This window comes from Mesorhizobium sp. M8A.F.Ca.ET.218.01.1.1 (genome assembly GCF_004791165.1).
Lineage (GTDB): Bacteria > Pseudomonadota > Alphaproteobacteria > Rhizobiales > Rhizobiaceae > Mesorhizobium.
Window position 1 is genome coordinate 119,770 of sequence record NZ_SRUZ01000012.1, and the last position, 25,550, is coordinate 145,319.

The following is a 25,550-nucleotide window of genomic DNA, read 5'->3' on the forward strand; positions in this document are numbered from 1 at the left end:
AGCTGATGGCCACACAAGCCGCTAATTCCGAACTGCTTTTTTCCGGATCCGACTGGGATTTTACGAAATTGTCGCGGGTCTATGATGCGATCGAGGCGATCGCGGTCGAAGAGCTCCATCTCGATATCTATCCCGTGCAGATGGAGATCATCTCCTCCCAGCAGATGCTCGACGCCTACTCGTCAGTCGGTATGCCGCTGATGTACCGACATTGGTCTTTCGGCAAACACTTCCTCCACCAGGATCTGCTCTATCGCAAAGGCGGACGCGGGCTTGCCTATGAACTGGTCATCAATTCCAATCCCTGCATCGTCTATCTGATGGAGGAGAACACCATGGCCCTGCAGGCCTTGGTGACGGCCCACGCCGCGCTCGGGCACAACCATTTCTTCAAGAATAACCATCTGTTCAAGCAGTGGACGGACGCTGGGGCGATCCTCGGCTACCTGGACTTCGCCAAGAGCTACATTGTCCGTTGCGAGGAGCGGCACGGTCTCGCTGCCGTCGAGGCCGTTCTCGATTCCGCCCACGCGCTGATGGAACAGGGCGTGTTCCGCTATCAGCGGCCGCCGAAGCTGTCGTCGGAGCGACTGCGCGAAGGGCTTCGCGAGCGTCTCGAATACGAAGAGCGCTCCTATAACGATCTGTGGCGCACACTGCCGCATTCGCAGCAAAGGGCCGACGTCAAGGTCCAGGACCCGGAGTGGAAGAAATCGCTCAACCTGCCCGAAGAAAACCTCCTTTATTTCCTGGAAAAGAACAGTCCGGTCCTGGAGCCCTGGCAGCGCGAGATCATCAGGATCGTTCGCGTCATAGCGCAATATTTTTATCCGCAACGGCAAACACAGGTGATGAACGAGGGCTGCGCCACCTTCGTGCACTACACCGTGATGAACACGCTGTTCGACCGCGGCCGGATCAGCGAGGGCGCCATGCTCGAAATCCTGCGCAATCATTCCAACGTGGTCTTCCAGCCGGCGTTCGATGATCCGCGTTTTTCGGGCATCAATCCATACGCTCTCGGCCTCGACATGATGCAGGACATCAGGCGCATTTCGACCAAGCCGACGGCCGAGGATCGAGACTGGTTTCCCGACATCGCCGGCCACGGCAACTGGCGCGAGGTCCTCCTCGACGCCTGGGCAGACCACCGCGACGAGTCCTTTATCCGCCAGTACCTCAGCCCGGCCTTGATCCGGAAATGGCGGTTTTTTGTGCTCGGCGACGCTGCCGACCAGCCGCATTGTGAGGTCGCCTCGATCCACAACGAGCGCGGCTATGAAAAGATACGCGCCGCGCTCGCTCACAACTACGACGTCGGCGCGAACCGACCGGACATCCAGGTGGTGGATGTCGATCTGCTCGGCGATCGGCATTTGCGACTGCAGCACAAGGTGAAACAGGGCATCCTTCTTGAGGACACCAGCCGCGACGCCACGCTTCGTCACATCCGGAGGCTTTGGGGCTATGAGGTCAGCCTGGCCGCCGTCGACGCTGAGACGGGCCTGACGGTCCATGAACGGTCGACGAGCCAGATCGCGGAATGAGGCTTGGTTGTTGCACCGATGCCGTGGCTCAGGCCCGGCGCATATCGATCAAAAAGTGCGCAGCGGCCTTGGGGCAACTAGCATAAAGACAGGCTTCAGGCGTCGCCGGCCGGCCGGATCCTGACCCTGGCAATGCGGTTCTTGTCGCGCTTCATCACGACGAAGCGCTTGCCGTGGAACGTAAAAGCCTGCTTCTCCTCGGGGATCGATTGCGCCTCGTGGATGACGAGGCCGGCAATGGTGGTCGCCTCCTCGTCGGGCAGGTTCCAGTCGAGCGCCCGGTTGAGGTCGCGGATCGGCACCGTGCCATCGACCACGATGGAGCCGTCTGCCTCCTGCTTGACGCCCTGGATGTCGACATCGTGCTCGTCAGCGATCTCGCCGACGATCTCCTCGATGATGTCCTCCAGCGTCACCAGCCCCTCGACCTCGCCATATTCGTCGACGACGACGGCGAAATGCGCCTTGCGGCGCAGGAAGGCGTTGAGCTGTTCCTGCAAGGTCGTGGTGTCGGGCACGAACCAGGGTTTTGAGGCGATCTTCATCACGTCGATTTGCGAGAAATCGTTGCCGACTTCGTTCAGCGCGCGCAGCAGATCCTTGGCGTGCAGCACGCCGACGATGTTGTCGAGCGAGCCTTTCCAGAGCGGCATGCGGGTGTGCGGGCTCTGCAGGATCTCGCGCACCACCGCTTCCGGCGCATTGTCGGCGTTGACCGAGCGCATATTCGTGCGGTGGACCATGACGTCGGAAACTTCGAGCTCTTCGAGGTCGAACAGGCCGCCGATGCGGTCGCGGTCCTCGCGCACCACCTGCCCGTCACGGCGGAAATCGTCGACCGCGCCGCGCAATTCGTCCTGGCTCGAGCGCTGCGGCTCGATGCGCGACAGTTCATAGCCGAACATGGCGAGGAGACGCTTGCGCACGGCAACGACCAGCAGGACGATGATGGCAAGGACGGCGACGACGGTCCAGCCATTGTCCATCTCAGCCGGCTTTCCGGCTGGCTGGATGGCTTTCCCTGAGGAACGACAGCACTTCCGAGGCCGGTACATCCTTGGCGATGAAGGCCTGGCCGATGCCGCGCGTCAGAATGAAGGTCAGCGCGCCGCGCGACACCTTCTTGTCCTGCGTGATGAATGAAAGCAGGGTATCCGCATCGGGCAAATCGCCCGGGATATCGGCCATCCGCCACGGCAGCCCGACGGCACGCAGATGCGCCTCGACGCGGGCCGCATCGTCGGGGCTGGCGAGATTGAGCCGCGACGAGAACCGGTGCGCCAGCGCCATGCCGATGGCGACCCCCTCGCCATGGACAAGCCGAGCGCCGTCATACTGCGTGGCGGCTTCGAGCGCGTGTCCGAAGGTGTGGCCGAGATTGAGCAGGGCGCGGTCGCCCGTTTCGAACTCGTCGCGGGCAACGACGTCGGCCTTGGCGCGGCAGGCCTCGGCAATGGCCTCGGCCCGCTCCGGTCCGCCGGCGAACACCTTTTCCCAGTTCGCTTCCAGCCAGGCGAAGAATTCCGGCCGGTCGATCAGCCCGTATTTGGCAAGCTCGGCATAGCCGGCGCGGAATTCGCGGATCGGCAGCGTGTCGAGCACTTCGGTGTCGGCCAGCACCAGCCTGGGCTGGAGGAAGACGCCGACGAGGTTCTTGCCGCGCGGGCTGTTGATGCCGGTCTTGCCGCCGACCGAGGAATCGACCTGCGCCAGCAGCGAGGTCGGAACCTGCACGAAATTCATGCCGCGCCGCACGATGCCGGCGGCAAAACCGGTGAGATCGCCTATGACGCCGCCGCCAAGCGCGATGACGACGTCGCCGCGCTCCAGCCTGGCGGCCAGGACGCCATCGACCACCTCTTCGAGATGGGCAAAGCTCTTGGTCTTCTCGCCGGGCGGCATCGTGATGACGGTGGGCTGGATGCCACCCTTCTCGAGCCCGGCCTTCAGCGTATCGAGATGCGCCGCGGCGACGTTCTCGTCGGTTACGACGGCGGCGCGTGTGCCCGGCAGCCGGCGCGAAATCTCAGCACCGGCGCGCGACAGCAGGCCGGCGCCGATCAATATGTCGTAGGCCCGGTCACCGAGACCGACTTCGACGATGACAGGGTGATCCGCGCTCATGATTCGACCTCGCCCGTCGCTTCTATCGTATCGATGCCGAAATGCCGGCAAAGCGCCTCAAGCACCTCGGCGGCGATGATCTCCTTGCGGTCGTCGCGGGTCGGCACGGTGACGTCGGAAGTGGCATAGACCGGATAGCGTTCCCCGATCAGCCGCTCCAGCACGGCGCGGGGATCGGCGCTTTTCAAAAGCGGCCGGTTCTGCTTCTTGGAAACGCGGTCCATCAGAAGGTCGAGCTCGGCCTTCAGCCACACCGAGACCCCGTGCGCGGCGATGGCCTCGCGCGTCTGCGCATTCATGAAGGCGCCGCCGCCGGTCGACAGAACCTGCGGACCGTTTTCAAGCACGCGCAGGATGACACGCTGCTCCAGGGCCCTGAACTCGGTTTCGCCATAGCGCTCGAACAGCTCCGGAACGGTCATCCGCGACACGCTCTCGATCTCCTGGTCGCTGTCGATGAAGGGCAGCGAAAGCATTGTCGACACCTTGCGGCCGATCGCCGTCTTGCCGGCGCCCATCAGGCCGACAAAGACAATGGACCGGCCGCCCAGCCGGCCAAGCAGCGCGGCATGGGTCTCGCCTGGAGGATTTGCCTGTAGCGCGTTCATCAGCTGTTTCTTGGGCCCTCTTTGCCGGCGTATCGACATGAAAAGCCGGTTTGCGTCAAGCGTGCCGAGTGCCGTGGGCTCGATATGGACAGAGGGACGCTCGCATCGGAAGTTGCCAACACGCCCCCGCTTCCTCCTTGAATTGGTCGGATTGGCGTCCCATAAGGGCACAGGGTTTGGAAACGCAGAACAAAAAGACGGGCGAGAATTGATGCCGACACTGTTTCGCTTTGTCGTGACCCTCGCGATTCTGGCCGGCATTGCCTATGGTACGATGTTCGCGCTGGTGATGTTCGTCGAGCCGAAAAGAGCGGAAATGAGCGTGCGTATTCCGCCCGAAAAGCTCAATCCCAAGAAAAACTGAACAGCAAAACTGTCTCGGAACCGCCTCAAGGAAATGAACAGCGCCGCCCGTATCGAGGCCTTCCTGGAAATGATGAGCGCCGAGCGGGGAGCGGCCGAGAACACGCTTTCCTCCTATCGCCGCGATCTGGAGGATGCTTCCGACGGGATCGACGGCGGACTTGCCCGCGCAGGTGCCGCCGACATCCGCGCCTATCTCGACGACATCGCCGGGCGCGGCTTCGCGCCGACGTCGCAGGCGCGCAAACTGTCGGCAATCCGCCAGTTCTTCAAGTTCCTTTATGCCGAAGGCCTGCGCGCCGACGACCCGACCGGCACGCTGGACAGCCCTAAGAAGGGCCGTCCGCTGCCCAAGACGATGAGCGAGGCCGAAACCGGCCGGCTGATCGACCGCGCCGCGCACGAAGCCGGCGATGCCGGGCTCGGTCATGCCGACAGGTTGGCGGCCTTGCGCTTGCATGCGCTGGTCGAAGTGCTCTACGCCACGGGTCTGCGCGTTTCCGAACTCGTCGGCCTGCCGGTCACGGTCGCGCAGCGCGACGACCGTTTCTTCATGGTGCGCGGCAAGGGCGACAAGGAACGCATGGTGCCGCTGTCGGCCAAGGCGCGCTCGGCGATGCGGAGCTGGCTTGACGCCCGGGCCAAGGTGCCTGCCTTCGGCGACAGCCCGTTCCTGTTTCCGGCAGCATCCGACAGCGGCTATCTCTCGCGCCAGGTCTTTGCCCGTGACCTGAAAGGGCTGGCGGCGCGCGCCGGCATCGTCTCGGCGAAAATATCGCCGCATGTGCTGCGCCATGCTTTCGCCAGCCACCTCCTGCAGAACGGCGCCGATCTCAGGGCCGTGCAGCAACTGCTTGGCCACGCCGACATATCGACGACACAGATCTACACCCACGTGCTTGAGGAGCGGCTGGTGCGGCTGGTCAACGATCATCATCCGCTTGCCGACTAGGCCTCATATCGCTATGTGAGGACGACATTTCACCGCCCGGAGCCTTGGTTTCAACGGTTCCGCAGTCCTTGCCTTCCGACGCATCGGTCCGCTCAAGCATGTACAATTACCTCGATTTCGAAAAGCCGGTGCAGGATCTTGAGCTCAAGATCCTCGAGCTCAAGAAGCTTGCCGAGAACGGCGAGGCGGTCGATGTCGCCGACGAGATCACCAGGCTCGAGAAGCGTTCGCGCGACGCGCTGCGCGAACTCTACAAGGCACTGACGCCGTGGCAGAAGGTGCAAGTGGCGCGCCATTCCGACCGGCCGCACTGCGTCGACTACATCAAGGGCCTGTTCAGCGACTTCACGCCGCTCGCCGGCGACCGCAATTTTGGCGAGGATCAGGCGATCGTCGGCGGCTTTGCCCGTTTCCGCGGCGAACCTGTCGCGATCCTCGGCCAGGAAAAGGGTTCCGACACGGCGAGCCGCCTGAAGCACAATTTCGGCTCGGTGCGTCCTGAAGGGTATCGCAAGGCGGTGCGGCTGATGGAACTCGCCGACCGCTTCAAGATTCCGCTTTTGACCCTGGTCGACACGGCGGGCGCCTATCCCGGCGTCGGCGCCGAGGAGCGCGGCCAGGCCGAAGCCATTGCCCGCTCGACGTCTGCCTGCCTGGCGCTCAAGGTGCCGTCGATCTCGGTCGTCATCGGCGAAGGCGGTTCCGGCGGCGCCATCGCGATCGCCACCGCCAACCGCGTCTACATGCTCGAACATGCCATCTATTCTGTGATTTCGCCGGAAGGCGCCGCCTCCATCCTGTGGCGCGACACGACGCGCTCCAAGGACGCGGCGACCAACATGAAGATCACCGCGCAGGATCTTCTCGAACTGAAGATCATCGATGCCATCATCCCCGAGCCGATGGGCGGCGCCCAGCGCGCGCCCGAAACGGTGATAGCCGCGACCGGCGACCTTATCGCCAAGACGATGAAGGAATTCGCCGGCGCCAACACCGATTTCCGTGAACAGCGCCGCGAGAAATACCTGGCGATGGGCCGTAGCCTCTGACCGTCTGACGGCACAATGGGACCATCGAAGCCCCGTGCCCACGGCAATGTGGCGGCAATGAGCGCTTTCGCCACAAAAATGCCGCCGGATTCGGTTCAATGAAATTGCCGTGAGGGGTTTGTCGAAGCTTGCGGTAAGGAATTTTCAAGGTTAACGGGCTTACGGTCCGTCGGTGTTCAGCATACGGGCTCGGCTGTTGCGAAGCCTTTGGCCCGAGGAAAAAGACATAGCCGTATCCATGTTTGCCAAGTTCGCCCGCACCGGAATCCTCATTGCCTCGATAGTCGTTGCCGGCTGCAATGATTCGTCGATGAAGGATTTTGCCCCGGAAGCCAACAAGCCGCTGCCCGACAAGATCCTGGCCGATATGAAGGCCAAGGGCATGATCCGCACCTCGTCGGTAATGGCCCGTATCTTCAAGGAAGAAGGCAAGCTCGAAATCTGGAAGGCCAAGACCAATGGTCGCTACGACATGGTGGCGAGCTACGATATCTGCAAATGGTCGGGCAAGCTCGGGCCGAAATACACCGAGGGCGACCGCCAGGCGCCGGAAGGTTTCTATACGGTGCGGCCGTCGCAGATGAACCCGCGCTCGAACTACCATCTGTCCTTCAACATCGGCTTCCCCAACGCCTATGACCGTGCCAATGGCCGCACGGGCCAGAACCTGATGGTGCATGGCGCCTGCTCGTCGTCGGGCTGCTATTCGATGACCGATGCGCAGATCGAACAGATCTATGCCTTCGGCCGCGATGCCTTCCAGGGCGGACAGACCGAATTCCAGATCCAGGCCTTTCCGTTCCGCATGACCGCGGCCAACATGGCGCGCTACCGCAACGACCCGAACTATGAGTTCTGGAAGATGCTGAAGGTCGGCTACGACAATTTCGAGGTCACCAAGGTGCCGCCGAAGGTCGACGTCTGCGAGAAGCGCTACGTCTTCAACCAGGTTGCCGCCGACGGCCAGACCTTCGATCCGACCGGCGCCTGCCCGGCGACCACACAACCGGATTCGCTGAAGAGCGCCTACAACGCCTATCAAAGCACGTATGACGCGGCCTTCAACAGCGCGCTCAAGGCCAGCGTGCCGCCACCAAAACCGACCATTGCCGGTATCAAAGAAGCCAGCATCGTCTCCGATTGGTCCAAGCGCCGGGCCCGTGGAGAACGCGTGCCGATCGATCCGCCGTCCCTCAACACCGACGGTTCGGTGACCGAGACGGCGCGCATGGGCCGCATCGATTCGCCCGCCGGCCGCAAGATGGCCGCACTCGACGCCGAGAACGCGGCCAAGAAGAAGGCCGAGGAGCAGAGGCTGGCTGCCATTGAGGCCGCCAAACAGGCCAAGGAAGCCGCCAAGGCGCAGGCGTTGGCAGAAAAGGAAGCCGCCAAGGCGCAAGCCGTGGCTGCAAAGGAAGCGGCCAAGGCCGCCAAGGAAGCTCCCGTCGCCACTGCGACCATTGCTGCTCCGACGGAAGCCCAGCCGGCCGAAACGCAGGCCGCCAGCGCGGACGAAAGCCGGGTGACGAAGCTGAAGAACAAGCTGCTCGGCATGTTCGGCGGCTGATCGCCGTGGCCAGCGACACCGTCTATGATCTGAAGGGGCTGAATTGCCCTCTGCCCGTTCTGAAGGCGAAGAAGCGGCTGGCCGGCATGCAGCCGGGCAGCCGGCTCTGGCTGGAAACCACCGACCCGCTGGCCGTCATCGACATCCCCGCCTTCTGCTCGGACGCCGGCCACCAGCTGATCGAAACAGCGTCGGTTTCAGGCGGCCATCGCTTTCTGGTCGAGCGCGGCGAGCAATAATCGAAAGATTTACAGTCCGGCGATCGCCAACGGGTTGTTTTCCAGCGCCGCGCGGTCGGGCGTATCGACCGACGGCCGGTTGGTGAAGGCGGCGAACAGCCGGCGCACATAGTCTTCCGGCATGTCGAGCGTGATCAGCACCAGCCGCGTGCCGCGCTGGCTGTCCGGCCAGGACGGCAATCGCACCGGCGGATGCAGGATCTTCTGCACGCCATGCACGACCAAGGGCCGCGACGAATCCTCCTGCAATTCGATGACGCCCTTCATGCGCAACAGGTGATCGCCATGCGTGGAACGCAGGAGATCGAGAAACATCTCGATGGCTGAAAACGGCACCGGGCCGTCATGCACCAGCGAATGGGTTTTTACGCGCTGATCGTGGCGATGGGCATGGGCATGGGCATGGGCATGCTCGTGATCATCATGGCCATGATGGTCAACATGGTCGTGATGCGCAGCCTCTTCACCAAGCCAGCGCCGCACGTCGGCGGACTTGGTGGCAGGATTGTAGAGGCCGCAGTCGAACAGCGCCGCCACGCCGGTCTTCGTCTCCCCGACATCGAGCAGTTGAGCTCCGGGATTGATCTGGCGCAAGCGCGCCCGCAGCGTTTCGAGATCGCCGGGATCAGCGACCAGATCGGCCTTGGAGAGCACGATACGGTCGGCCACCGCAACCTGCTTGACCGCCTCGACATGCGCATCGAGTGTCGCCCCACCGTTGACCGCATCGACCAGGGTGATGACGCCGTCGAGCCGAAAAGCCTGGACCAGCGCCGGATGGGCCATGATCGACTGCAGCACCGGCGCCGGGTCGGCCAGTCCCGTGGTCTCGACGATGACGCGGGCAAGCCGGGCAATACGGCCGGTCTGCAGCCGGTCGACCAGGTCGGCCAGCGTGTCGACAAGTTCGCCGCGCACCGTGCAGCACAGGCAGCCGTCGGAAAGCTGGATGATGCCGTCGGAGGCCTGCTCGACCAGCAGGTGGTCGATCGCCACCTCGCCATACTCGTTGATGATGACCGCGGTGTCGGCCAAGGCCGGATCCTTCAGGAGCCGGTTGAGCAATGTCGTCTTGCCGGCGCCGAGAAAGCCGGTCAGCACCGAGACGGGTATCGGGAAACCGCTCATCGGGTTAATTCGCGGCTTTGGTCGGCTGGTCGCCTTGCGCGGCGGCACCCACGACTTTCGGACCCGTGCCGGCCGGTACGGGTTTGTCGGGCCGCCAAGGCGGAATCGGCACGTCGGCATATTCCTGCGCGCCCTCGTCGAGGATCGCTTTCGGCGCCGGACCGGTGGCGCCGCCGAGGCCGACGGCAACCAGTGTCGGCACATGGTCGAGCTTCTCCCGATAGGGCGATTTCGGCACGTCCTTGGCGGCGACGGCTGGCGGCGCCTCGGACTGCTCCGCCTTCGTCTTCTTCTTGCAGACCTCGTCATGCATGTCGTTGGGCGAGATCAGATCGCCGTAGGGCGCCAGCGTGGTGACGGTGGTCGACCCGGCGGCAGGCGCGTCAAAGCCTTGATCGAGCAGTTTGGCCGCGGTTTCGGCACGGCTGATCGCCGACTTCTCGCCAAGCACCACCGCCACCAGCGTACGCCCGTTGCGGGTCGCCGAACCGATCATGTTGAAGCCGGACGGGCAGACAAAGCCGGTCTTCATGCCGTCGGCGCCGGGATAGCGGCCGATCAGGAGATTGTAGTTGGAAATGGCCTTCTTGCCGACCGCGAGCCCCTCGATCGAGAACCACGGCGCATATTGCGGAAACTCGCGGCGGATCGCCATCACCAGGATCGAGAGATCGCGCGCCGTCGTATACTGGTCGGGCGAGTAAAGCCCGTTCGGGTTGACGAAATGGGTGCCGTTCATGCCGAGCCGGGCCGCCTCGGCGTTCATCCTTTCGGCAAAGGCTGCCTGCGACCCGCCGACATTCTCGCCGACCGCCATGGCGATGTCATTGGCCGATTTGACCAGCATCATCTTCAGCGCATTGTCGAGCCGCATCACCGAGCCGGGCTTGAAACCCATCTTGCTCGGCGGTTCCCCGGCGGAATGTTTGGTCACCTTGATCGGCGAATCGAGCTGGACTTCCCCGGCCGCGATCGCCCTGAAGGTCACATAGGCGGTCATCAGCTTGCTGAGCGAGGCTGGATACCAGCGCTTGAACGCATCCTGATGCTGCAGGATCTGGCCGCTCTTGAGGTCGAAGACCACCACCGGATTGGCCAGCGCCGGCCCAGCCAGGACCGACAGCATGATTGCGCCAGCCGGGAATAGTTTGAGGAAATGCCTGTGCCGCATGATCGAATCCGAAATCGCCTCTTGCCCTGATTGCCCCTGGCTCCGTAAGATTTCGTTACGTGACCGCCAGCATAAGGATCCGACCCTCAAAAACCGGACCGCATTATTGCGGTGCTATTTACCCTATGTGACGCCAACATGGCAAAGCGCCTGACAATCACGATTCCAAAACATCGGGCTGAAGCCGGCTGCACCAACAACGAAATGGAACCAACATGCCAATCTTGAACCGCGCCGCCGAAATGCAGGACGAAGTCGCCGCATGGCGACAGCATCTGCACCAGACGCCAGAACTGAACTTCGATGTCTTCAAGACGGCGGCCTTCGTCACCGAAAAGCTGAAAGAGTTCGGCTGCGACGATGTGGTGACCGGCCTCGGCAAGACGGGCGTCGTCGGCATCATCCGCGGCCGTCAGGGGGAAGGCCCCACAATCGGACTGCGCGCCGACATGGACGCGCTGCCGCTCAAGGAGATCACCGGCAAGCCCTACGCGTCGACCGTTCCGGGCAAGATGCATGCCTGCGGCCATGACGGCCACACCGCGATGCTGCTCGGTGCGGCGAAATATCTCGCCGAGACGCGCAATTTCACGGGCTCCGTGGCGGTCATCTTCCAGCCGGCGGAAGAAGGCGGCGGCGGCGGCAACGAGATGGTCAAGGACGGCATGATGGAGCGCTTCGATATCGCGAAGGTGTTCGGCATGCACAACATGCCGGGCCTGCCGGTCGGCCAGTTCGCCATCCGTCCAGGCCCGATCATGGCGGCGACGGCCGAATTCACCATCACCGTGAAAGGCCGGGGCGGCCATGCGGCGATGCCGCACGGCACGATCGACCCGATCGTCATCACCAGCCAGCTGGTCGGCGCCTTGCAGACGATCGCCTCGCGCAGCACCGATCCAGTCGAGGCCGTGGTGGTGTCGGTGACCAAGTTCCACGCGGGCGACGCCTACAACATCATCCCGGAATCGGCCGAGATCGCCGGCACGGTGCGCACGCTGAAGAAGGAGGTGGCCAAGAAATCGGAAGAGCGTATCCGCGCGATCTGCGCGGGGCTGGCCACCGCCTATGGCGCGACGATCGAGGTCGACTACGACGCGAATTACCCGGTGACGTTCAACCATGCGGATGAGACGGTGTTCGCCAGCGACGTGGCCGCCGACGTGGCCGGCGATGCCCAGGTGCACCGCGCGATCCAGCCGGTGATGGGCGGCGAGGACTTCTCCTATATGCTGGAAGCCCGGCCGGGCGCCTTCATCTTCATCGGCAATGGCGAGACCGCCGGTCTCCACAATCCGGCCTATGATTTCAACGACGAAGCCATCCCGCACGGCATGAGCTATTGGGTAAAACTGGCGGAGACGGCGCTAGCCGCCTGATGCATGTAAAGCGCCGGCCGAATTGCCTTCGGCCGGCCTCTTGGCGAAACGGTCCGAAGCGGCTATGTGTCGGGCCGCGTGGTCCCGTAGCTCAGTAGGATAGAGCGGCAGATTCCTAATCTGTAGGTCACAGGTTCGATTCCTGTCGGGATCACCAACGAAATCAGAGGGTTGGATTTTCGCGGTGACCACGTCGCACCGTGTTGCAAACAACCCTCATTGATTGTCAACGACTTCAACCAGTTGCGGCAGGTCCGGGCGACAAGAACGCTTCCTGGGACGGTTCCATCGGCTGGCACAGCGCATAGGCCTTCACCAGCGCTGCTTCGGCATCCCTGTGCGTTTGCCGTTTCATGATCGCCTCGGCCTTGCCGATGACGCAGTCGAAGTAAGTGTCATCGTCATCGGCAAGGGTCGTCTGCGTCATCGCCGCGCTGGCCAGCATGGTGATCGCAACGAGCGTAAGCAGGCGCACCGGCAGCCGAACCTCGGGCTGGCGTGCATCCTGGTTTGCCGCTGTTCTTTCCGGGACGGCCGGCCGACAGATCTCCCTGACGATCAGCATGAAGTAGCCGGCTTGCAGCAGGGTTGCGCTGGCGGCGGCCCATGCAAGGGCGACCCATGGCGAACCCGTCCTGAAATAGGCCGCGAGCGCGACGGACGCCGACGTTGCGGTCATTCCGATGAGAAACTGACGAAAATGCATCGTTGCCAACCGTTGGATGGGGACGGCCTTGTGGCCGCCTCGCCACAGCAGCAAATGCCGTGCCAGACGTGCTGGCCCATTACGATGCATCTGGTCATTGAACGAGGGAACAACCCGTCGAAACCAATGCCGCAAACGAAAATCCCGCCATGGCGAACCATGGCGGGATTTTTCATGCGCGAATGCGATCAGGCCGGCTCAGCCGACCCGGACGACGAAATGCTTGGTCACCGGCTCGATGATCTTCCAGGTGCCCTTGAAATCGGCTTCCACTACGAAGGCGTCGCCGGGGCCCACTTCGATCGGCGTGCCCCCGTCGGGCGTGATGATGATACGGCCGGCGATCATGTGCACGAACTCATAATCGGTGTAGGTCGCATGATAGGTGCCGGGCGACGCCCGCCATGTGCCCGATATCACCTTGCCATCCGCGGTCGTGTGCTGGACGGCGGTCTGCATGGTCGGCTGGCCCTCGACCGCGATCCAGCCAGGCAGATCGCCGGCTTCCGCGTGCTCGACCGCGCCGAATTTGAGAATGGTCTTGTTCGTCATGCCGGGCTCCGTTTGCTTCATATGTTCGAGGTCGGATAGCCGATGCACATGACGGGAGCAATGCCGCGCCATGCTAAACAGGCGCGGCCGCGCATCCGGGCATGCCTCCCGTTGCCGTGCCGACCTTGAGTCGCTACGGTTTATGCGGCGCCGAGACGAGTTCAGCCTTGCGTTGCGCCGTCTCCAGTCCGAGGCCGATGAAGGCGCGCGCGTGTTTGGCGAGCGCCATATTGTCGGTCCACAGATTGCGCCAGATTGCGGTCTTCTTCGACAGGTTCTCGTCGACGATCTCCGAGGAGAAGGATTCGAAGCTGAGATCGTCGGCGTAGCCGATTGCGGTCAGCGCATCGAAAATCGCCGCAAAGTCGATGTTGCCGGTGCCGAGGAAGCCGCGATGGCTTTCGCCGATATGGACATAGCCGATCTTGGCTGCCGCGTGACGGATGGCGAGCCCGACATCGGCCTCCTCGATGTTCATATGGAAGGTGTCGAGATGCAGGAAGATGTTATCCGACCCGGTGTCCTCGATGAACGCCAGGCCCTGCGCGGCGGTGTTGAGCAGATTGCTTTCGAAGCGGTTGACGATTTCCAGGTTGAGCGTGACGCCGGCCGCCTTCGCCGTCTCGGCAACCTTGGCCAGCGCCGCGGCGCTGCGGTTCCATTGATCGCGTGTCGGCGCCTCGACCTGCAGCCCATGGCTGGCCGACAGAATGCCGGCGACCTTGCCGCCGCCAAGGTCGCGCGTCAACGCGATGGTCTGGTTGAGGATCTCGACGCCGCGCGCGGCGATCGCCTTGTCGGCGCTCGATATGTCGCCATCACCAGGCAACCCGATGCTGATCGCCACGCCGAGATCAAGATCGGCGATGCGTTTGGCAAGCCCGCCAATATCGACGTCGGCGGGGTCGAGATAGGAGAATTCTATCAGGTCGAAACCGGCCTCCTTGGTATTGGCCAGCGTGCGTTCGAGTTCGTGCTGCGCCGAGCCTGCCGACCAGACGAAAGAATGGATTCCGATGCGCGACATGATCGTCTCCGGCATTGAGGTGGGAGAATGGGTGCGGCCGGATCGCGCCGGCCGCACCAGCCTTGGGAGGCTTAGCGGGCCGCGGTCCAGCCCTTGTAGTCCTTCAGGTTCTCGGCCGTGATCAGCTTCGGGTCGAGCAGCACGGTGGCCTCCGCCGGCTTCTTGCCAGCCAGCAGATCGGCCGCCATGGTCAGCGACTGGCCGGCCATCACATAGGGATCCTGTGAGGCCGAAGCCTTGATCATCGATTTGCCGGAAGAAAGTTCCTTCTCGATATCCGGCGCGCCGTCGACCGCGGTGAAGATGAACTCCGAACGATTGAGCTGCTTGGCGGCGAGCTCGGCGCCGATCGCCGTCGGATCGTTGATGGCGAACACCGCGTCGATCTTGTCGAAACGGGTCAGCAGCGACTGGAACACTTTCAGGCCGCCGTCGCGCGAACCTTCGGCGTTCTGGTCGTCGGACAGGATCTTGATGTCGGGATGCTGGGCAAGCACGTTCTTGCAGCCCTTCACACGTTCCAGGATCGACGACGACGCCGGTCCATTGAGGATGACGTAGTCGCCCTTGCCGCCCGTGTGGTCTACCAGGTACTGGCAGGCTTCCTCGCCGGCCTTGACGTTGTTGGTCATCACGGTGACATCGGCGCCCGGCGCCGAAACGTCGAAGGCGGCGACGATGATGCCGGCGGCCTGCGCCTTCTTCACAGCCGGTGCGATCGCCTTGGCATCGACCGCGTTGAGCATGATCACGTCGACGCCGGCAGCGATGAAGGAATCGACCTGCGAGACCTGCTTGTTGAGGTCGTAGTCGGCCGATACCGATGTCACCTCGACCTTCGGATTGATCTTCTTGGCCGCATCCTCGATGCCCTTGATGGTGGCGACGAAGAACGGGTTGCCGAGCAGGCCGACCGAGATGCCGACCTTGTTGAGGTCCTTGGCCGATGCCGGCGCGATGGCGACGGCCGCGAAAGCGGCGCCGCAGAGCAGTCTGGTGATGATCTTCATTACGCTTACTTCCTCCGATGCACCGCGCCTCTCACGGTGCGTTGCACGAGCCGGTCGTTGATGCCGGCGACCAGGTCACTCACGTTCTTGCCCCTGCCTGGAGCCGGTAGCGGTCGAGGGCGACCGCCACGATGATGACCAATCCCTTGATGATGTACTGCCAGATGTCCGAGACACCGGCCAAGATGAGCCCGTTGGAGAGCACCGCGATGATCAGCCCGCCGATCAGCGTGCCCCAGATCGAGCCGACGCCGCCGACGAAACTGGTGCCGCCGAGGATGACGGCGGCGATGGCGTCGAGTTCATAGCTTTGTCCGAGTTGCAGGCCGTTGGCGGCGTAGAGCCGGGCCGCCGACATGGCGCCGCCAAGGCCGGCGAGCAGACCGGAAACGCCATAGACGAAGAGCAGCACCAACGGCACCTTGATGCCGGTCAGCCGCGCAGCCTCGGCGTTGCCGCCAACGGCGTAGATCCAGGTGCCGAGCACGGTGCGTTTGAGCACCAGCCAGGACAGCACCACCACCGACAGCGCGATGATGACCAGCCAGGGGATACCGAGCACCGAACCGTTGCCGATGAAGTCGAACGGCAGGTCGGAGTTGAACACCGTCGTGTCCTGCCCGAGCAGGCGGGCAACGCCGCGCACGGCGGTCAGCGAACCGAGCGTCACGATGAACGGCGGCAGCCTGATATAGGCGACCAGCAACCCGTTGATGAGCCCGAAGCCAAGGCCGACCAGGATGGCCGCCGGCACGCCGAGCAGGCCCCAGTCCGGCACCAGCGACACCAGCACCGCCACCATCGCGGAGGCGGCAAGGATGGAGCCGACCGACAGGTCGATGCCGCCGGTCAGGATGACGAAGGTCATGCCGGCGGCAAGCACGATGTTGATCGACGATTGCTGCGTGACGATCAGCAGGTTGGTGCCGGTCAGAAAGCGCGGATTGATGAACTGGAAGCCAGCGGCCAGCAGCACCAGCACCGGCAGCATGCCAAGGGCCGCAAGCGCGGTGCGCAGCCGCCGGCTCCTGACCGCCGCTTGATCCACACTCTTCGTCCCGGTCGTCCTGTCTGTCATCGCTGAGACGCTCCCGTCGCAAGTTCCATGATCGCTTCCTGACGAAGCGGCTTGCCTTCCGATGCCGTCACCTCGCCAGCGATCGCGCCATCGCGCATCACCAGCACGCGGTCGGCGACGCCGATCACCTCGGGCAATTCGCTGGAGATCATCAGGATGGCGATGCCCTTGTTGGCGAGGTTGTCGATCAGCCGGTAGATTTCCGACTTGGCGCCGACATCGACGCCGCGGGTCGGCTCGTCGAGGATGACGACCTTCGGCTCCGTCTCCAGCAGGCGCGCGAGCAGCACCTTCTGCTGGTTGCCGCCCGACAGCGAGCCGGCATTGGCCTGTGCCGAGCCGGTGCGGATGGAGAGGTCGGCAATGGCCTTCGCCGCTCTCCTGTCGGCGGCGGTGAAATCGCGAAATCCGCCGGCTCGTGCGTCCCTGGCCAGCACGCCCATGCTGATGTTGTCGGAAATCGACATGTCGAGGAACAGGCCGAGTTCCTTGCGGTCCTCGGTAAGGTAGGCGATGCCGGCATCGAGCGCCTCGCGCGGCGAGCCGATGGTCACGGCCTTGCCGTCGAGTTCCATCGTGCCGGCGCTGCGCTTGTCGGCGCCGAAGATCAGCCTGGCAAGCTCCGTGCGGCCCGAGCCGACGAGGCCGGCCAGCGCCAGAACCTCGCCGTGGTGGAGGTCGAACGAACAGTTCTTCAGCAAGTGCGCGTCGGACATGCCGCGCACCGAGAGCGCCACGGCGCGTTTCTCGTCCGGCGGGCGATGATCCTTCTTGTAGAAGGCGGAGAGATCGCGGCCGACCATCATCGACACCAGCCGCGAGGCGTTGAGGTCGGCGCGCTCCAGCGTACCGACATAGCCGCTGTCGCGCAGCACGCTGACGCGGTCGGCGAGTTGGTAGACCTCTTCCATGCGATGGCTGATGTAGATGATGGCGATGCCTTGCGCCTTCAGCGTCGCGATCACCTCGAACAGCCGGTCGGTCTCGCGCGAGGTCAGCGACGTGGTCGGCTCGTCCATGACGATGATGCGCGCATTCGTCGACAGCGCCCGGGCGATCTCGACCAGCTGGCGCTCGCCGAGCGACAGGCTGGAAACCAGGGCACGCGCCGAGAAGGCGACGCCGAGCCGGTCGACGATCTCGGCAGCGCGCCGGTTGCACTGGTCCCGGTCGACGACGCCGAAGCGCCGCGGCTCGTTGCCGAGGAAGATGTTCTGCGCCACCGTCAGGTTCGGCGCCAGCGACAGCTCCTGGTAGATCACCGCGATGCCGGCCGCGCGAGCCTTGATCGGATCGCCGGTCGCGGCGGGCGCGCCATCGATCAGGATCTCGCCGCCGGGGTCCGGCCGATAGGCGCCCGACAGCACCTTCATCAGCGTCGACTTGCCGGCGCCGTTCTCGCCCATCAGCGCGTGCAATTCGCCGGCGTGGACGCTGAGCGAGACGTCCTGCAGGGCGCGGATCGCGCCGAAGGTCTTCGAGATGTGGCGCATCTCCAGCACCGGCTGGCGTGTCGTCTGCATTTGGACTGCCGCGCTCATCGCGCACCACCCGCTGCCTTGGCGGCGGCACCGTGCCCGGCAAAGCGGTCGCGCCAGGCCTCGCGATAGCCGGCAAGACCGCCGAATTGCGTCGCCCGCACCGGCTCCGGCGGCTCGGCGGCGAAGTCGCGTCCCAGGCTCTCGAAGGCGAGCGCCGCGGCACCGGTGGCGCTGCCTTCCAACGAGGCGCCTTGCAGGAAGGTCTGGCCGGGGCGCAGTTGCGCCAGCAGTCCGGCAAGCAGGCCGCCAGTGTTCAGCCCGCCATCGACGATCACCGTGTTATCGGAATGGATGAGATCGAGGCAAAGGTCGACCATCAGCGCAACGTAGAGCAACGCCACCGCCGCGCGTTGCACGGCGCTGGGCGTACCGCCTATGATTTCGCCGCTACGGTCCGATATCGGTCCACCCGGCGCGAAACTCGGCAGTGCCATGAGACCGGCGTCGAGCGCCTGCTGTATCGAGCCTAGCGGGATCGCGCCTTGCCAGCCGCCGCTGATGACGGCGAACTCGCGCCCGCCCATGAATCGTATGGTCGGCACCGGGCCGCCATCGACGTCGACATTGACCAGCATGTCGCGCTCGTGGTCGAGCGCCTCGAGCGGACAGTCTGGATTGAGCACGACGACCCAGGTGCCGGTCGAGACGACGGTCAGCGGCCCAAGCCCTTGCCGGCGATAGGCGTACAGCGCCGCATTGGAGTCGTGGACGCCATTGTGGATGGCGATCGATCGCTCGGTATTGCCGAAGCGCTGCTCGCCGATGACGGCGCCAGCACGTTCGAAAGCCGGCATCTGGCCGCGCCAGCCCTCGGCGTCGACCAGCGAGGAGAAATCTCGTTCGCGCGGCGCCCATAAATGCGAATGGCAGCCGAGATAGGAGACTTCCGAGACTGGCCTGCCGCCGAGGCGCCAGCTCCAGTACTGGGGATAGCCCAGAATTGATGTCGCGTTCGAAAACGCGTCGGGATCGACCTGCTGCAGCCACAGCATATGACGGCCATAGTTGAAGCCGAGCGGCAGGCGGGGAGAAAAGGTTTCGGCGAAATCCGGGATGCGGCGGTCGATCCGCACCGCGATTTCGGCCGGCGGCTCCTGCTCGTAGTCGAGGATCGGATGGGTCAGCGCCTTGCCGTCGACAAGGGCGAAGGTGCAACCATGACCCGACACCATCACCCCTTCCACACCATGGTTTTCGACCGCGTCGGTGACGGCGCCGAACGCCCAGTCATGGAGTGCTGCCTCGTCGAGTACGCTGAAGCCGCCTTGTTGCACCCATTTCGGCTGCGTCCGCCGTTCGTCGAGAATGCGCCCGTCCTGGCCGAAGACGAACAGCTTCGAGTTGGTCTTGCCGAAGTCGAGCACCGCCACGTTCACGCGAGGGCTCCCGAGGTCGAAGCGATCCGCACCATGACGCCGGCGTCCTCCAGCATGCGCGCATCGGCATCGGAGAGGCCGTCATCGGTCACCAGCGTGCCGATGCGCGACAGCGGCAGCGCGACATTGCGCGCGTGGATCGACAGTTTGCGGCTGTCGGCCAGCACCACGATCTGATCGGCGCAGAGGCTGAGATCGACGATGGAGCGCACCAGCAGCGGATGCGATTCCAGCAGCCCTTCCTGGTTGAGGCCTTGCGTCCCGAGAAAGAATTTCGAGGCATAGAAGGGCGTCGCCTGGGTCGGTGAATGGATGATGCCGGGCTCGCGGTGCAGGTCACCGCCGGCGACGGTCAGGCTGCAATGGCCATGGTCGCTGAGATAGGCCGCGAGCGGCATCGAATTGGTGTAGAGCCGGATGTTGCGGTCGGCGAGCTTGACGCCGAGATGGAAACAGGTCGAGCCGCCATGGACGATGACCGCATCGCCATCGCGCACCATGGTCGCGGCGGCGGCTGCGATCTGCCGCTTGGCCTCGACGGCAAGGTCACGGTTCTCGTCATAGGGCCGGGCATAGGCGACGCCCGCATGCGAAGCCCCGTCGAGTGCAGAAATGCCGCCATAGACCTTGCGGGCTTCACCGGCCTCGTCGATCCGGTCGATATCGCGCCGGACCGTCGCCGCCGAGACCCCGAGCCGCTCCTGCAGCTCGCGCACGGAGGCGAACGGGCGGTCCCGCAGCAGTTCGACGATCTGACGCTGGCGGCCGAAGTCGCTCAACCCTTCCTCCCTGACGCCATCTCCCACGGCAATTGGTGCAACTTAATCAACACTAGCCGGATTGCAAGCTTGTTTTGATGATAGTAGATCACTGTTGACGCAGATCGCTCATATCTGCGATATCAGCGCCAGCAGCAACCCGGTGACGGGATCGCATGCAAACGTTGGAGGAAAGGCGCCGTGGCAACCCAAGCTGATGCACAGGAACTGGCCGCCTTGCGGGCGCTTTCGGCCAGCATCGGGCTGAACCCGCACATGACGCAGGCGGCGGGCGGCAACACCTCGCTGAAGGCCGGCGACACGCTGTGGATCAAGGCCTCGGGCACCTGGCTGAAGGATGCGCTCAGCGCCGACATCATGGTGCCGGTGGCGATGGCACCGCTGCTCGAGGCCGTCGAACAGCGCGATCCAACCGCCGACAGGCCACAGGCCTTCGCCATCGAAGACCTCAATCCGCGTGGCCTGCGCCCGTCGATCGAGACCACCGTGCATGCCTTGATGCCGCAACGCGTGGTGCTGCATGTCCATTGCGTCGACACGATTTCGCTTGCCGTGCAAGCAGATGGCGAGGCCGAGGTGGCCAGGCGACTGGATGGCATCGAATGGGCCTGGGTGCCCTATTTCCGGCCGGGTCTGCCGCTCGCCCGCGGCATTGCCGCGAAATTGCGGCCCGGGGTCGACGTGCTGATCCTTGGCAATCACGGGCTGGTGGTTGCTGCCGAAACCGTCGCCGAGGCGGAGGCTTTGCTGCACCGCGTCCGGTCGCTGCTGGCGCGGCCGGCGCGCGCCACCGCCCCGCCTGATATCGCCGCCTTGACGGCGCTCGCCGGCGACTACCGATTGCCGGCGGATGTCGAAGCGCATGCGGTCGCGCTCGATTCGGAAAGCCTGGATATGGCCGAGGGCGGCAGCCTTTATCCGGACCACATCATCTTTCTAGGCCAGGGCTCGGTGGTTGCGAGGCCGGGCGAGAACGTGGCCGGCGTCACCGCGCGGCTCGGCGCGGCACCCGTGGCGATCCTGTTTCCCGGCGCCGGCGTGCTGATGCGCGGCGACGCCGGCGCCGGTGCCGACGCCATGCAGCGTTGCCTTGCCGACGTGACCGCGCGCGTCGATGGCAAGGCGCGGCTGAACTATCTCACCGCCGCCGAGAATGACGAACTGGTCAACTGGGACGCCGAGCAGTATCGCCAGAAGCTCAATGCGGCCGGCACGGCCTAGCGAGGGACGACATGACGCCACTTGTCGTCGGCATCGACATCGGCACCTCCGGCGCCCGCGCCGTCGCCATGCGTCAGGATTTTTCCATTGCCGGCCAGTCCGCTGTCCGGCTCGACAAATTCGGCCAGAACCCACGCGACCCCTCGGCATGGTGGCAGGCGGTCCAGGCGGCGCTGACGGAACTGATTTCGGGCGTCGACCGCGCCGCGATCCGCGCCATCGCCATCGACGGCACATCGGGCACCCTGCTGCCGGTCGACGCTGATGGGCGGCCTCTGGCCGAGCCGCTGATGTACAACGACAAGGTCGATGACGGCGACATCCTGGCCGCGATCGCCCGCGCGGCGCCGGAAGCGAGCGCCGCCCACGGGGCGACTTCAGGCCTGGCCAAGGCGCTCCGGTACCAGCATCTGCCCGGCATAGCGGCCGTGCTGCACCAGGCCGACTGGATCGCCGGCAACCTGTCCGGGGGCTTCGACGTCAGCGACGAGAACAATGCGCTCAAGACCGGTTACGACGTCGAGGCGCGCCGCTGGCCGGATTGGATCGCAGCCACCGGCATGCGCATGGATTTGCTGCCTGATGTCGTCGAGCCGGGCGACGTCATCGGTACGCTCACCGCGGCCGCCGCCGCGCTTTTCGGCCTGCCGCGCGATGTGGTCGTGGTTGCCGGCACCACGGACGGCTGTGCCTCGTTCCTGGCGACAGGCGCCACGGCGGCCGGCGACGGCGTCACGGCACTGGGGTCCTCGCTGACCATCAAGATCCTGTCCGACCGGCCGATCTCTGCGCCGCGCTTTGGCATCTACAGCCATCGTCTTGGCGACACCTGGCTGGCTGGCGGCGCCTCGAATTCCGGCGGCAAGGTGCTGGCGCAGCATTTTCCGCTCACGCGGATCATCGAACTCAGCGCGATGATCGATCCCACAACCGAGACCGGCCTCGACTACTATCCGCTTGGGACGGCGGGCGAGCGGTTCCCGATCGCCGATCCGGCCTTGCCGCCGCGTCTCACCCCACGGCCTGCTGACGATGCAGATTACCTCAAGGCGATGTTCGAGGGCATGGCGGCCATCGAAGCGCTTGGCTACGGCAGGCTGGCCGAACTCGGCGCGCCGGCCCTGACCTCCATTCGCAGCGTCGGCGGCGGCGCCGCCAACCCGGTATGGAGCGCGATCCGGCAGCGCAAGCTCGGCGTCGCGTTCCTGCCGGCATTGTCGGACGAGGCCGCCGCCGGTACGGCACGGCTGGCGCTGAAAGGCGCCAGCGAGGCAGGGCTTCTATGAATATGAAAAAGGTCGAACGTCTCGACGGCATCGGGAAGCTGGCGCAACGCTACCAGGTCTTCCTGCTCGACCAGTTCGGCGTGCTGCATGACGGCCAAGCTCCGTATCCCGGTGCGGTGGAGGCATTGTCCACGCTGAAGCGCGCCGGCAAGACCGTGGTGCTGATCTCCAATTCCGGCAAGCGCGCCCGGCCCAACGAGGATCGCCTGCTGAAGCTCGGCTTCGAGGTCGGCAGCTGGGACCATTTTGTGTCTTCCGGCGAGGTAGCGTGGCGACGTTTCCATGACATGGCGGCGGCAGGAGTGTTGCGGTCCGGCACGAAATGCCTGTTGATCAGCCGCGACGGCGACCGCAGCGCGATCGACGGCCTGCCCTTCGCGCTGACAGAGGCCGGCGAGGACGCCGAACTGGTGCTGATCTCGGCCAGTGAGGGGGACCGCCACGACCTCGACCACTATCGCCGGCTGCTGGGCCCGGCAGCGGCGCGGCAAGTGCCGTGCTTCTGTACCAATCCCGATAGGATCATGCTGACGGCGGTCGGACCGCGCTTCGGCGCCGGCGAGATCGCCGATCTCTACGAGAACCTGGGCGGCGGCGTCACCCGCATCGGCAAGCCCTATCCGGCGATCTTCGATGCCGCACTTGCACTGGCAGGCGAGCCGGACCGCCACAGCGTGGTCTGCGTCGGCGACAGCGTCGAACACGATATTGCAGGCGGCAATGGTGTCGGCATCGCCACCGCGTTGGTATTGGGTGGGATCCTGGCCGGCGCGCCTGACCTCGCCGCTGTTTTCGGCGAGCACAAGGCCTGGCCGGACTACATCACGGGATCGTTCAGCTTTCGCTGACCGCATCCAGCATGCGCCTTGCGCTTTCCTCGTCGGTGATCAGGATTGTCGGCGCAATCAGATTCATGGCGCCGAGCAGCGCGTCGGTCTTCTCCGCGCCGCCGGAGGTCAGAATGCGGATCGGCGCCTTGCGCAGCCGGTCGACATCCACCGACATCACATGGTTGTTGACGGGATGGTCGACCAGATCGCCATTGCGGTCGTAGAAATGGAACAGAAGGTCGCCGACGGCGCCGCGCGCCAGCAGCGCCTCGCGGTCCGCTTCCCTGAGGAAGCCGCCGCGCGAGAAGGTGGTGGCCGAAGCGATGCCGCCGACACTCAGCAGAACGGCATCGAGCGCGTCGGCCATCTCAAAAACCTCCTGCAGGCCGCAGCGCTCGACCAGCGCGATCTTGGTCTCGACGCTGTCGACGACGGCCGGCGTCGGCATCAGATAGCCATCGCCCTGGAAAATCTGGGCGAAGCGCCACGCGAACTCGGCCGGGTTGACCCGGCGCGCGACGCCGACGCCACCAAGCAGCGAAATCACCTTGAAATCGGTCAGCGATTTGGCGCTGATGAACGGCAAGGTGTGGAACAGCGTATTGCCCCAGCCGACGCCGACCTGCATGCCGGATTTCATCGCGTCGGACAGGAACATGCCGGTCTTGGCGGCGATCGCCGGGATCGGATCGGCATTGGCCGCGGTCAACGGCGCCACCAGCGCCTGCTGCAGCCCGAAGGTCCTTTCGAGCGCGCGCTCCAGCCGCACGATCTCCAGAAGCTCGCTCTCGATGGTGATCTTGACCTCGTTGCGCGACCGCGCCTCCGCCAGCATGCGCACGATGGTGACGCGGCCGACGCCAAGCACATCGGCGATCTCGTTCTGCGTCATCTGCTCGACGAAATACATCCAGGCGGCGCGGATCCTGAGGCGGTCCGTTCGGCTCTCGCTGATGACCGGCTCGGTCGCTTCGGCTCCTGCCCGCCTTTCGGTGGCCCCCCTTTCCTCGACCCCCTTTTCCTCGATTTGTCGTCCCCTGGCCAAATCATCCCTCCCCCGCGGCGGCGGACGCGCGCCGTCGCCGATTCTGCGTGCTGGTCTAGTATCGCCTATTGATCTACCAATCGATAGGAACAATGTAGAGTCGGTGGCCGCCCTACTGCAGCTGGCCCCGCACGGCACATTCGAGGCAAACCGCGATGCTCCGACAAATCTCCGAAGACGTCCGCGTCAACCTCAAGGACCGGCTGCGGGAAGTCCGCGACATCATCCGCCAGAGCCGTCATGACGGCAGCGGCGACGCCAGCGCCCTGCGCGAAGCCACCAGCCATCTTCCGCCGTTTCCGGGCAAAGGCATCGAAGGCCTGCTCAGCCATGCCGCGAGCGCCGTCGACGAAGCGCTGTCGATCGCCGAATCCTTCGTCCCGCATGAACGCCCGATAAGCGTCGATGGAACGACCGTCAAAGGTCTCGGCACCTATTTTCCGGCCGGGGACGAAGACCAGCAATTGAACGCCGAGCGCCTGTTCCGGCGCGACATGTACTATCTGAGCAAGGCCGTGCTTGCCGGGCTGAAGATCGAGAATGCCCGTATCCATGAAGCCGGTTTTGCCGCCGTCCACGCGGCCATGCGCAAGCGCCATGGCGATCTGTTGGCCGCGCTGGCCGCGCCGGGTGCCGGACTGCAGGCAATCGCGGCCACCTGCGCGGCGCTTTTGATCGAATTGCTCAACCAGCGCCCGGTCCGCTTTGGCGAAGCCGCGCCGGAATCGAATGCTGCTGGCGGCCGGGCGCTCGATATACGCTGCCTGGCGCCGGTCGTCCTGGCTTGCGGCCTGGCGACAACCGGCCGCGACGGCGCGCCGGAGCCAGACATGCTGGAGATCGCGATGCTGGCCGCCGATATACGTCATGAGCGCATTGTCCAGGCCTGCGCCAAGGCGAGCCCGGTCGATGAACTGACACCTGTCTTCGCCACCTTGCTTGCGCACTTGCCGTAAGCTCCAGCAGCAGCGG

At 64.5% G+C, this 25,550-nt stretch carries 25 protein-coding genes and 1 tRNA gene; 12 read left to right on the forward strand and 14 right to left on the reverse strand.

Annotated features, from left to right (window positions below; genetic code table 11):
• Positions 1–5: 5 nt before the first annotated feature.
• Complete coding sequence (locus EN861_RS32080) at positions 6–1,547, forward strand: SpoVR family protein (protein WP_135867567.1); 1,542 nt, start codon at positions 6–8, stop codon at positions 1,545–1,547.
• 95 nt (positions 1,548–1,642) lie between these two features.
• Here EN861_RS32080 and EN861_RS32085 read toward each other — a convergent pair whose 3' ends face one another.
• Genes EN861_RS32085 through EN861_RS32095 form a run of 3 tightly spaced genes read right to left on the reverse strand, consistent with a single transcriptional unit; the run spans position 1,643 to position 4,279 of the window.
• Entirely contained in the window at positions 1,643–2,533 is an 891-nt protein-coding gene (locus EN861_RS32085) for an HlyC/CorC family transporter (RefSeq protein ID WP_135867568.1), read from the reverse strand.
• A 1-nt stretch (position 2,534) separates the two neighbouring features.
• Positions 2,535–3,671: a 3-dehydroquinate synthase gene (gene aroB, locus EN861_RS32090; RefSeq protein WP_135867569.1), complete on the reverse strand. Its 1,137-nt coding sequence runs from the start codon at positions 3,669–3,671 to the stop codon at positions 2,535–2,537.
• On the reverse strand, positions 3,668–4,279 hold the full coding sequence (locus tag EN861_RS32095) for a shikimate kinase (protein ID WP_135867570.1): 612 nt from the start codon (positions 4,277–4,279) through the stop codon (positions 3,668–3,670). Before EN861_RS32095 ends, aroB begins: the two co-directional genes overlap by 4 nt.
• A gap of 211 nt (positions 4,280–4,490) precedes the next feature.
• Here EN861_RS32095 and EN861_RS32100 point away from each other — a divergent pair, with 211 nt between their 5' ends.
• The 5 genes from EN861_RS32100 to EN861_RS32120 all read left to right on the forward strand — a co-directional run bounded on the left by EN861_RS32100 (position 4,491) and on the right by EN861_RS32120 (position 8,449).
• On the forward strand, positions 4,491–4,643 hold the full coding sequence (locus tag EN861_RS32100) for a histidine kinase (RefSeq protein WP_127280197.1): 153 nt from the start codon (positions 4,491–4,493) through the stop codon (positions 4,641–4,643).
• A gap of 33 nt (positions 4,644–4,676) precedes the next feature.
• Positions 4,677–5,594, forward strand: a complete 918-nt coding sequence (locus tag EN861_RS32105; RefSeq protein ID WP_135867571.1) for a site-specific tyrosine recombinase XerD — start codon at positions 4,677–4,679, stop codon at positions 5,592–5,594.
• Between the two features lie 98 nt (positions 5,595–5,692).
• Entirely contained in the window at positions 5,693–6,643 is a 951-nt protein-coding gene (locus tag EN861_RS32110) for an acetyl-CoA carboxylase carboxyltransferase subunit alpha (protein WP_127280199.1), read from the forward strand.
• Between the two features lie 238 nt (positions 6,644–6,881).
• The gene (locus EN861_RS32115) at positions 6,882–8,210 is read left to right on the forward strand and encodes a murein L,D-transpeptidase family protein (protein WP_135867572.1); all 1,329 of its coding nucleotides are present in this window, start codon (positions 6,882–6,884) and stop codon (positions 8,208–8,210) included.
• Positions 8,211–8,215: 5 nt separating this feature from the next.
• Positions 8,216–8,449, forward strand: coding sequence for a sulfurtransferase TusA family protein (locus tag EN861_RS32120; protein ID WP_167531493.1), 234 nt, complete (start codon positions 8,216–8,218; stop codon positions 8,447–8,449).
• Positions 8,450–8,458: 9 nt separating this feature from the next.
• Here the strand turns inward: EN861_RS32120 and EN861_RS32125 are convergent, their stop codons facing one another.
• Positions 8,459–9,577 (reverse strand): GTP-binding protein, encoded by a 1,119-nt coding sequence (locus tag EN861_RS32125; RefSeq protein WP_127279580.1) that lies wholly within the window; start codon positions 9,575–9,577, stop codon positions 8,459–8,461.
• 4 nt (positions 9,578–9,581) lie between these two features.
• The gene (locus EN861_RS32130; protein WP_127279581.1) at positions 9,582–10,748 is read right to left on the reverse strand and encodes a D-alanyl-D-alanine carboxypeptidase family protein; all 1,167 of its coding nucleotides are present in this window, start codon (positions 10,746–10,748) and stop codon (positions 9,582–9,584) included.
• Between the two features lie 215 nt (positions 10,749–10,963).
• Between EN861_RS32130 and EN861_RS32135 the strand changes: the two genes are divergently transcribed.
• Entirely contained in the window at positions 10,964–12,127 is a 1,164-nt protein-coding gene (locus tag EN861_RS32135; RefSeq protein ID WP_127279582.1) for a M20 aminoacylase family protein, read from the forward strand.
• Positions 12,128–12,207: 80 nt separating this feature from the next.
• Positions 12,208–12,284, forward strand: a tRNA-Arg gene (locus EN861_RS32140).
• Positions 12,285–12,362: 78 nt separating this feature from the next.
• On the opposite strand, the gene EN861_RS32145 is transcribed toward EN861_RS32140, so the two are convergent.
• The 8 genes from EN861_RS32145 to EN861_RS32180 all read right to left on the reverse strand — a co-directional run bounded on the left by EN861_RS32145 (position 12,363) and on the right by EN861_RS32180 (position 20,196).
• Positions 12,363–12,833, reverse strand: coding sequence for a hypothetical protein (locus EN861_RS32145; protein WP_245464445.1), 471 nt, complete (start codon positions 12,831–12,833; stop codon positions 12,363–12,365).
• A gap of 198 nt (positions 12,834–13,031) precedes the next feature.
• Positions 13,032–13,385, reverse strand: a complete 354-nt coding sequence (locus EN861_RS32150; protein WP_127279584.1) for a cupin domain-containing protein — start codon at positions 13,383–13,385, stop codon at positions 13,032–13,034.
• Between the two features lie 133 nt (positions 13,386–13,518).
• A complete protein-coding gene (locus EN861_RS32155; protein WP_135867574.1) occupies positions 13,519–14,412 on the reverse strand; it encodes a sugar phosphate isomerase/epimerase in 894 nt (297 codons plus the stop codon).
• A gap of 71 nt (positions 14,413–14,483) precedes the next feature.
• Positions 14,484–15,422: an ABC transporter substrate-binding protein gene (locus EN861_RS32160; RefSeq protein ID WP_127872188.1), complete on the reverse strand. Its 939-nt coding sequence runs from the start codon at positions 15,420–15,422 to the stop codon at positions 14,484–14,486.
• 79 nt (positions 15,423–15,501) lie between these two features.
• On the reverse strand, positions 15,502–16,500 hold the full coding sequence (locus EN861_RS32165) for a ribose ABC transporter permease (RefSeq protein ID WP_127279100.1): 999 nt from the start codon (positions 16,498–16,500) through the stop codon (positions 15,502–15,504).
• Positions 16,497–18,041 (reverse strand): sugar ABC transporter ATP-binding protein, encoded by a 1,545-nt coding sequence (locus tag EN861_RS32170; RefSeq protein WP_127279099.1) that lies wholly within the window; start codon positions 18,039–18,041, stop codon positions 16,497–16,499. The genes EN861_RS32165 and EN861_RS32170 overlap by 4 nt, the downstream gene beginning before the upstream one ends.
• A complete protein-coding gene (locus tag EN861_RS32175) occupies positions 18,038–19,417 on the reverse strand; it encodes a carbohydrate kinase (protein WP_135867575.1) in 1,380 nt (459 codons plus the stop codon). The genes EN861_RS32170 and EN861_RS32175 overlap by 4 nt, the downstream gene beginning before the upstream one ends.
• The gene (locus EN861_RS32180; RefSeq protein ID WP_127279097.1) at positions 19,414–20,196 is read right to left on the reverse strand and encodes a DeoR/GlpR family DNA-binding transcription regulator; all 783 of its coding nucleotides are present in this window, start codon (positions 20,194–20,196) and stop codon (positions 19,414–19,416) included. Before EN861_RS32180 ends, EN861_RS32175 begins: the two co-directional genes overlap by 4 nt.
• Positions 20,197–20,376: 180 nt before the next feature.
• Between EN861_RS32180 and EN861_RS32185 the strand changes: the two genes are divergently transcribed.
• Genes EN861_RS32185 through EN861_RS32195 form a run of 3 tightly spaced genes read left to right on the forward strand, consistent with a single transcriptional unit; the run spans position 20,377 to position 23,551 of the window.
• Positions 20,377–21,417, forward strand: a complete 1,041-nt coding sequence (locus tag EN861_RS32185; protein ID WP_135867576.1) for a class II aldolase/adducin family protein — start codon at positions 20,377–20,379, stop codon at positions 21,415–21,417.
• Positions 21,418–21,428: 11 nt separating this feature from the next.
• Positions 21,429–22,703 (forward strand): FGGY-family carbohydrate kinase, encoded by a 1,275-nt coding sequence (locus tag EN861_RS32190; RefSeq protein WP_135867577.1) that lies wholly within the window; start codon positions 21,429–21,431, stop codon positions 22,701–22,703.
• Entirely contained in the window at positions 22,700–23,551 is an 852-nt protein-coding gene (locus EN861_RS32195) for a TIGR01459 family HAD-type hydrolase (protein WP_135867578.1), read from the forward strand. The genes EN861_RS32190 and EN861_RS32195 overlap by 4 nt, the downstream gene beginning before the upstream one ends.
• On the opposite strand, the gene EN861_RS32200 is transcribed toward EN861_RS32195, so the two are convergent.
• Entirely contained in the window at positions 23,538–24,578 is a 1,041-nt protein-coding gene (locus EN861_RS32200; RefSeq protein ID WP_245511776.1) for a sugar-binding transcriptional regulator, read from the reverse strand. The genes EN861_RS32195 and EN861_RS32200 overlap by 14 nt on opposite strands.
• Before the next feature lie 155 nt (positions 24,579–24,733).
• Here EN861_RS32200 and EN861_RS32205 point away from each other — a divergent pair, with 155 nt between their 5' ends.
• Entirely contained in the window at positions 24,734–25,534 is an 801-nt protein-coding gene (locus tag EN861_RS32205; protein WP_135867579.1) for a hypothetical protein, read from the forward strand.
• The last annotated feature ends 16 nt before the right edge of the window (positions 25,535–25,550 follow it).